The sequence below is a fragment of the Streptomyces tauricus genome, from assembly GCF_014650955.1.
Lineage (GTDB): Bacteria > Actinomycetota > Actinomycetes > Streptomycetales > Streptomycetaceae > Streptomyces > Streptomyces tauricus.
This window is the reverse complement of record NZ_BMVY01000024.1, coordinates 143,255-151,449: the sequence shown is the minus strand read 5'-3', so window position 1 is coordinate 151,449 and position 8,195 is coordinate 143,255. Positions and strand designations below refer to the sequence as shown.

Below are 8,195 nucleotides of genomic sequence, written 5' to 3'. Positions count from 1 at the left end.
CAACGAGATGGTGGCTTCCTGGGTGTGGTGGGGGTCGAGGTTCACGACCACCAGAACCGTGTTCGATCCGCGTGCGTCCGTGACCGACTTGGAGTACGCGAGCACCGCCTCCTTGTCCGTGTGGTGGAAATGCAGGTCACGCAGTTGTCGAAGGGCGGGACTGCGGCGCCTGATCGCATTCAGCTCGGCGATCAGGGGCGCGATGCTACGGCCCTCGCGTTCTGCCGACTCCCAGTCTCGCGGACGTAGTTGGTACTTTTCGGAGTTCAGGTACTCTTCGCTGCCGTCACGCACCGGCACGCCTTCGCACAGCTCGAATCCGCTGTAGACACCCCAGGTCGGGGAGAGGGTCGCGGCCAGCACCGCGCGCAGTTCGAAGGCCCCCCGGCCACCGTGCTGAAGAAACTCGTGCAGGATGTCGGGGGTGTTGACGAAGAAGTTGGGCCGCATATAAGCGGCTGCGTCACCGGAGAGTTCGGTGAGGTATTCGGTCAGTTCCTCCTTGGTGTTGCGCCAGGTGAAATACGTGTACGACTGCTGGAAACCGATCGCGCCGAGCGTGTGCATCATCGCCGGGCGGGTGAACGCCTCGGCCAGGAAGATCACATCGGGATCGGTGCGGTTGATCTCCCCGATCACCTCTTCCCAGAAGACGACCGGCTTCGTGTGCGGATTGTCGACGCGGAAGATCCTCACGCCATGACTCATCCAGAACCGCAGTACCCTGAGCGTCTCCCGTACCAGGCCCGGCATGTCCTTGTCGAAGGCGATCGGATAGATGTCCTGGTACTTCTTCGGCGGGTTCTCCGCGTACGCGATCGAGCCGTCGGAGCGGTGGTGGAACCATTCCGGGTGCTTCTCCACCCACGGGTGGTCCGGTGAGCACTGGAGCGCGAAGTCGAGCGCGATCTCCAGGTCCAGTTCCGCGGCGCGGCGCACGAAGTCGTCGAAGTCGTCGATCGTGCCGAGGTCGGGGTGGACGGCGTCGTGCCCGCCCTCCGGTGAGCCGATCGCCCACGGCACCCCCACGTCGTACGGGCCGGGGTCCAGTGTGTTGTTGGGGCCCTTGCGGAAGGTCGTGCCGATGGGGTGGATCGGTGGCAGGTACACCACGTCGAAGCCCATCTCGGCGATCGCGGGCAGCCGCCGGGCCGCCGTGCGGAAGGTACCGCTGACCGGCGGCTTCCCGGGCTCGACCACCGCGCCCTCCGAACGCGGGAAGAACTCGTACCAGGAGCCGAACAGGGCCCGTTCCCGCTCGACCTGGAGGTTCAGCGGCTCGGCCGCGGTGACCAGTTCGCGCAGCGGATGGCGGGCGAGGACATGGTTCACGTCGGGGGTGAGCGCGGCGGCGAGCCGCGCCGCCGCAGGACGGCCCGTGTCGCGCAGGGCCGTGACGGCCGCGAGGATCGCCTCACGCCGGCCCTTGCTCTTCGGTACCCCGGCCGCGGCACGCTCGTACAGCAGCGCGCCCTCCTCCAGGACGAGTTCGGTGTCCATGCCCGCCGGGATCTTGATCTGGGCATGGTGGCGCCAGGTGGTGATCGGATCGCCCCAGGCCTCCACGGTGTACGTCCACAGGCCGGGCGCCGGTACGGAGACGGTGGCGCCCCAGCGGTCCGTGCCGGGAGCGAGTTCGCGCAGGGGCGTCCAGGGGCCCGTGCGGCCCTCGGGGCCGCGCAGGACGACGTTCGCGGCGACCGCGTCGTGGCCCTCCCGGAAGACGGTCGCGGAGATCTCGAAGGACTCTCCCACCACGGCCTTGGCGGGGCGGCGGCCGCCCAGGACGAGAGGACGTACGTCCAGGACGGGGATGCGGCCGATCACGGGGGCACTTTCGGGGAGGGAGGCGGTGGAGACGGCTCGCCCGGAGTCGGGCGCCGGGGATTTGGCCGGATTCGTCTGCCCGGTTTGCCCGGCCTGTTCGGGCTCGCCGGGCTTACCGGGTGTCCCGGCCGAACGGTCAGGACCGGCCGAACCGGTCGAACCGGCGGCTTGCGCCGGAGCCGCCTTCTCGGCGGTCCGGGCCTTGTGTGCCTGTGGGCGGTCGGCTTTCTCCCCCGGGTCCGGGGGTGGTGTGGTGCTGGGCGTCGGGGGTGGTGACGGCTGGTGGTGCATGGCGGGCATGACCGCTCCTGTCCGCGTCAACGTGGGTGGGCGGATGAGAGTGTGGGGGTCCTGCGGTGTGTTACCGAGGGAGCCTTCCCACCCCTTTCGGGTAGGCAATCCGGCACTTTGTTAACTACTCGCGCGTATGTCCACACACAAGACCGGCCTCGCCCGTCGGGAATCCGCCACTGATCCGTGAGCATCTACCCGGGATTCGCGGGACGAGACCGGCCCATGAATGTCTACTTGGTCAAGGGTTGGCGACCTGGAGGAGTGTGCCGGGGGAACCGGGGCGCACGTCCGACAGTGCTCCGGACGCCGCCCGGTCGGCGAGGGCCCTGCCGACCTCGGCGGGAGCCGCCGCGGGACGGCCGGCGAGATACGGGGCGGCCGCGCCGGCGGCACGGGGCGACGCCGTCGAGGTGCCGGAGTGGGTCGCCCTCGCCGTGTCGCCGGTGTGCGAGGCGGAGGTGACGTCCACGCCCGGCGCGAACGGGTCGAGTCGCGCGCCCCAGTCGCAGAAGTACGCCCTGGCCTCCGCCGGGTCGCTCGCCCCGACCGTGATCGCCTCCTCGACGCGGGCCGGTGAGTCGGCCGTCAGGGCCGCGGTCAGGCCCTCCGCCCGGTGCGGCCGCCGTGTGCGCGTCACTGCCATGGTGTGCGCTCCCCTCGTCGACAAGCGGCAGCCTCTCGTGCGCCGTGCCCTCCCACAAGCCCGCACGCCGGTACGGAACCGGCCATACCCCCCACACCCCCGAAGTGGGGCGGAGCGCTCCGTGCGGCGTTTCGCGCCGTAGTTGCGGACCCACCCACCCCGCTACCGTCGTGGGTGACGTCCGAACGTCCTAGGTGACACGCCCTTTGTGAAGGTGGAAGCTCGTGAAGGCCATCCGCAGGTTCACCGTGCGTCCCGTACTCCCGGAAGCCCTCCACCCCCTCAGCGATCTGGCGCGCAACCTGCGCTGGTCCTGGCATGCCGAGACCCGTGACCTCTTCCAGTCCGTGGACCCCGAGCGCTGGACCGCCTCCGGCTGCGATCCCGTACGGCTCCTCGGGAGCGTGTCGTCCGGACGGCTGGCCCAGCTGTCCGGCGACCGGAGGTTCCTGCGGCGGCTGTCCGCGGCCGCCGACGATCTGAACGACTACGTGACGGGGGACCGCTGGTACCAGTCCCAGCCCGCCGAACTCCCGGCCGCCATCGCCTACTTCTCACCCGAGTTCGGCATCACCGCCGCGCTGCCGCAGTACTCCGGAGGCCTCGGCATCCTCGCCGGGGACCACCTCAAGGCTGCCAGCGACCTCGGCGTACCCCTCATCGGCGTCGGACTGCTTTACCGGCACGGCTACTTCCGCCAGTCCCTGTCCCGGGACGGCTGGCAGCAGGAGCACTATCCGGTCCTCGACCCCAACGAACTGCCCGTCTCCCTGCTGCGCGAACCCGACGGCACCCCCTCCCAGGTCTCCCTGGCCCTCCCCGGCGGTACGGCCCTGCACGCGCGGATCTGGCTGGCCCAGGTCGGCCGGGTCCCGCTGCTGCTGCTCGACTCCGACGTCGAGGAGAACGACCTCGGCGAGCGCGGGGTCACCGACCGGCTGTACGGCGGCGGCAGCGAGCACCGGCTGCTCCAGGAGATGCTGCTCGGCATCGGCGGGGTGCGCGCGGTCCGTACGTACTGCAGGCTCACCGGCCACGCGCGGCCCGAGGTGTTCCACACGAACGAGGGCCACGCGGGCTTCCTCGGTCTGGAGCGCATCCACGAACTGTCCTACGAGGACCTCGACTTCGAGGCCGCCCTCGAAGCCGTCAGGGCCGGGACCGTCTTCACGACCCACACCCCCGTGCCCGCCGGCATCGACCGCTTCGACCGGGAGCTGGTGGCCCGCCACTTCGGCCCCGACGCGGAACTCCCGCGCATCGACGTCGAACGCATCCTGCAACTGGGCATGGAGACCTACCCGGGCGGCGAGCCGAACCTCTTCAACATGGCGGTGATGGGACTGCGGCTCGGCCAGCGGGCCAACGGCGTCTCCCTCCTGCACGGCCAGGTCAGCCGGGAGATGTTCGCGGGACTGTGGCCGGGCTTCGACCCCGCCGAGGTCCCCATCACCTCCGTGACGAACGGCGTCCACGCCCCCACCTGGGTCGCGCCCGAGGTGTTCCGGCTCGGCGCCCGGCAGATCGGCGCACAGCGCACCGAGGACGCCCTCACCGTCGGCGGCTCCGAGACCTGGGACGCCGTCGCCGACATCCCCGACCAGGACATCTGGGAGCTGCGCCGCTCCCTGCGCGAGCAACTGGTGACGGAGGTACGGGAGCGGCTGTACGCGTCCTGGCGGCAGCGGGGCGCCGGGACGGCGGAACTGGGCTGGATCGACGGCGTCCTGGACCCGGACGTCCTGACCATCGGCTTCGCCCGCCGTGTCCCCTCCTACAAACGCCTGACGCTGATGCTGCGGGACCGCGACCGGCTCATGGACCTGCTGCTGCACTCCGAGCGGCCCGTCCAGATCGTGGTGGCGGGCAAGGCCCACCCGGCCGACGACGGCGGCAAACGCCTCGTACAGGAACTGGTCCGCTTCGCCGACGACCCGCGGGTGCGCCACCGCATCGTCTTCCTGCCCGACTACGGCATGGCGATGGCGCAGAAGCTGTACCCCGGCTGCGACATCTGGCTCAACAACCCGCTGCGCCCCCTGGAGGCCTGCGGCACCTCGGGCATGAAGGCCGCGCTGAACGGCTGCCTCAACCTGTCGGTCCTGGACGGCTGGTGGGACGAATGGTTCCGGCCGGACTTCGGCTGGGCGATCCCCACGGCGGACGGCACCGCGGTGGACGACGACCGCCGTGACGAACTGGAGGCCGGCGCCCTCTACGACCTGCTGGAACAGCGGGTGGCCCCGCGCTTCTACGAACTCGGCCAGGCAGGTCTGCCCGACCGCTGGATCGAGATGGTCCGCCAGACCCTGTCCCACCTGGGCCCCAAGCTCCTGGCGGGCCGCATGGTCCGCGAGTACGTGGAGCGCCTCTACACCCCGGCGGCCCTGGCCCACCGCTCCATGGACCACCCTGCCGCGCGGGAGCTGGCGGTGTGGAAGTCCCGGGTGCGGGCGGCCTGGCCGCACGTCACGGTCGACCATGTCGAGACGACGGCCGCGACCGCCACGGCCGAACTGGGCTCGACGCTCTCCCTGCGGGTGCTCGTCGCCCTCGGCGACCTGGCCCCGGACGACGTCGAGGTCCAGGCGGTCTCGGGCCGCGTCGACTCCGAGGACCGCATCACGGACGGCACGACGTTCCCGCTGAAACCGGCGGGCGGCCCGGACCAGGAGGGCCGCTGGCACTACGAGGGCCCGCTCTCCCTCGACCGCACGGGCCCCTTCGGCTACACGGTCCGCATCCTCCCGGCCCACCGCCTACTGGCCTCCAACGCGGAACTGGGCCTGGTGGCGGTACCGGCGGAGGAACTGGTGGAGGGGGCGGGGGTGCTCATGCGGTGAGGGGGAGAAGCGGAGGCGGATGGCGGCACGGGGCGGGGTGACCGGGCCCTACGCCTCGTCGAAGTCCGCGCACATCCGCCGCAGCACCGCCCCGCACCTGCGTGCGTACGCGTGCTGGAGGCCGCGGGTGGCCGGGCCGCCCGCGCGGGTGTACCACTTCGCCGGGCGGCTGAAGGCGGTCACGGTCAGCCAGACCGTGCCGTCGCCCGTGCGGTCGACCACGAAGGCCTCCTCGCCGGACTCCGGATGGCCGGACAGGGTGCCGTAGGCCCAGCCGGCGCGGCGGGGTTCGTCGAGGGTCCAGACGATCCGGCAGGGCGCCTTGATGAGGGAGCCCAGGCCGACCGTCACATCGACGCCCGGGGCCGCCTCGGTGGCGTCCGTCGTGATCCTGACTCCGGCCGCCTTGTGGAGTTCCCAGGTCATGACCGCCTGGGAGGCGGATGAGAAGACCTCGTGGCCCTCGCCTATGCGGGTGCGGACGTGCAGGGGGTGGAAGCCGGGTGGGCACCGGCCGTCGCGGGTCGCACCCACATCCTCGTACGTGAAGGGCATGGGAACCAAGAGTAGGGCGGTACCCGGGACAGCCTTCGTCCCGGGTACCGCCCCGCGCACACTCAGGAAGCCGTTACGCCACGTTCACGCCGGACCAGGCCGCCGCCACCGCCTTGTACTCGGTGCTCGTCGAGCCGTACAGCGCCGACGCCGCGCTCAGGGTCGCCGTACGGGCGCCCGCGTACTTCGTCGTGGACGTCATGTACTCGGTGAGCGCCTTGTACCAGATCTTGATGGCCTTGTCCCGGCCGATGCCGGTGAGCGTGGTGCCGTTGGACGTCGTGGAGTTGTAGCTGACTCCGTTGATCGTCTTGGCGCCGCTGCCCTCCGAGAGGAGGTAGAAGAAGTGGTTCGCCGGACCGGAGGAGTAGTGGACGTCCACCGAGCCGAGGCTGGACGACCAGCTGTCCTTGGACGCGCCGTCCTTGCTCGGCTTGTCCATGTACCGCAGCGGGGTGCCGTTGCCGTTGATGTCGATCTTCTCGCCGATGAGGTAGTCGCCGACGTCGGAGGCGCTGGCCGCGTAGAACTCGACCGCCGTGCCGAAGATGTCGGAGGTGGCCTCGTTCAGGCCGCCCGACTCACCGCTGTAGTTCAGGCCCGCGGTGTTCGACGTGACGCCGTGGGTCATCTCGTGGCCCGCGACGTCCAGCGAGGTGAGCGGCTTGACGCTGCCCGCGCCGTCGCCGTACGTCATGCAGAAGCAGCTGTCGCTCCAGAAGGCGTTGACGTACGCCGTGCTGTAGTGGACGCGGGAGTAGGCGGCCACACCGTTGTTCTTGATGCCGCTGCGCCCGAACGTGTTCTTGTAGAAGTCCCAGGTGGCCTGGGCGCCGTAGTGCGCGTCGACGGCCGCCGTCTGGGTGTTGGACGCGGCGCCCGTGCCCCAGGTGTCGTCCGCGTCGGTGAAGAGGGTGCCGGTGCCGGACGTGCCCTTGTTCAGGTTGTACGTCTTGTGCGAGCCGCGCGAGGTGTCGTTGAGCTGGTACGTCGAGCCCGACAGCGAGGTGCCGATGGTGACCTTGCCGGAGTACTGGCTGTTGCCGATACCGGTCTGGATGGCCTCCCATTCGTACAGCTTCTTGCCCGACTCGGCGTCGGTGACGACGTGCAGCTCCTGCGGGGTGCCGTCGTGCTGGAAGCCGCCGACGACCGTCTCGTAGGCCAGGGCCGGCTTGCCGTCGGCCGCCCAGACGACCTTGCGGGGCGCCTTGTCGGCGGCGGACTTCTTGCTGCCCTCGGCCTTCGCGGCGGACACGGCCTGCTTCTCGGCCGCGGACTTGGCGATGCCCGGGGTGAGGTCCGGGACCTTGATGGTGGCCTTGGTCGCCCTGGTCACGCCCGTGGTCTTCCCGGCCTCGGTCTCGTGGACGACCAGGTCGCCGCCGAGGACCGGGAGCCCCGCGTACGTGCGCTCGTAGCGGGTGTGGGTCGTGCCGTCGACGTTCTTGATGACGTCTCTGACGACCAGCTTCTCGTCGGCGCCGAGACCTATCTCGTCGGCGGTGTCCGTGGCGGCGGCGTCGGCCTTCGCGAGGAGGCTCGTACGGGCTGCCGGGGACAGCTGGACCGGCGCCGCGGCGAGGGTCGCGTCGGACTTCTCCACCGGGGTCTGGGCGGAGGCACCGGTGGTCAGGCCGGTGGTGAGGAGCGCACCGGCCGCGACGGCGGTGGCGATGGCGACAGTGGTGCGGTTGCGACGCGCGTAGAGGGGGGTCACACAAGCTCCTTCGTGGGGGGTGTGTCCGACCGTTATGGGGGAGCGGTCGGGCGACTGTGAAGTTGCGGTGCGGGCGTGCCGTACTGATCCGTGCCGTGCGAGGTGAACAGTGCCAGGTGGGTCGCGTACATGTCATTGGGGCAAATGGAGGTTGGCCGGAAATCGTCCGCTGCCCGAAGATCGGCGTACGCATTGCGGACTTGATCACCCGTCAAGGCGGCGCAATGGGAACGGAAGAGCATGGCAAGATCTCGGCAAAGCGGAAGCAAAGAGGGTGCCACCCCGGAAGGTCGGTCCCGGGGTGGCACCCGCT

The 8,195-nt window shown here is 70.3% G+C and carries 5 protein-coding genes; 1 reads left to right on the top strand and 4 read right to left on the bottom strand.

From position 1 onward, the window contains the following. On the bottom strand, positions 1-2,127 hold a 2,127-nt coding region (locus tag IE278_RS29460), incomplete at its 3' end, for an alpha-1,4-glucan--maltose-1-phosphate maltosyltransferase (RefSeq protein WP_373312107.1). Between the two features lie 232 nt (positions 2,128-2,359). Beyond that, positions 2,360-2,764, bottom strand: a complete 405-nt coding sequence (locus IE278_RS29455) for a S8 family serine peptidase (protein ID WP_189776291.1) — start codon at positions 2,762-2,764, stop codon at positions 2,360-2,362. Positions 2,765-2,988: 224 nt separating this feature from the next. Between IE278_RS29455 and glgP the strand changes: the two genes are divergently transcribed. Next, a complete protein-coding gene (gene glgP / locus IE278_RS29450) occupies positions 2,989-5,607 on the top strand; it encodes an alpha-glucan family phosphorylase (protein WP_189776290.1) in 2,619 nt (872 codons plus the stop codon). 48 nt (positions 5,608-5,655) lie between these two features. On the opposite strand, the gene IE278_RS29445 is transcribed toward glgP, so the two are convergent. Then, a complete protein-coding gene (locus IE278_RS29445) occupies positions 5,656-6,162 on the bottom strand; it encodes a DUF1990 domain-containing protein (protein ID WP_189776289.1) in 507 nt (168 codons plus the stop codon). A gap of 73 nt (positions 6,163-6,235) precedes the next feature. Then, on the bottom strand, positions 6,236-7,882 hold the full coding sequence (locus tag IE278_RS29440; RefSeq protein WP_189776288.1) for a M4 family metallopeptidase: 1,647 nt from the start codon (positions 7,880-7,882) through the stop codon (positions 6,236-6,238). Positions 7,883-8,195 lie beyond the last annotated feature (313 nt).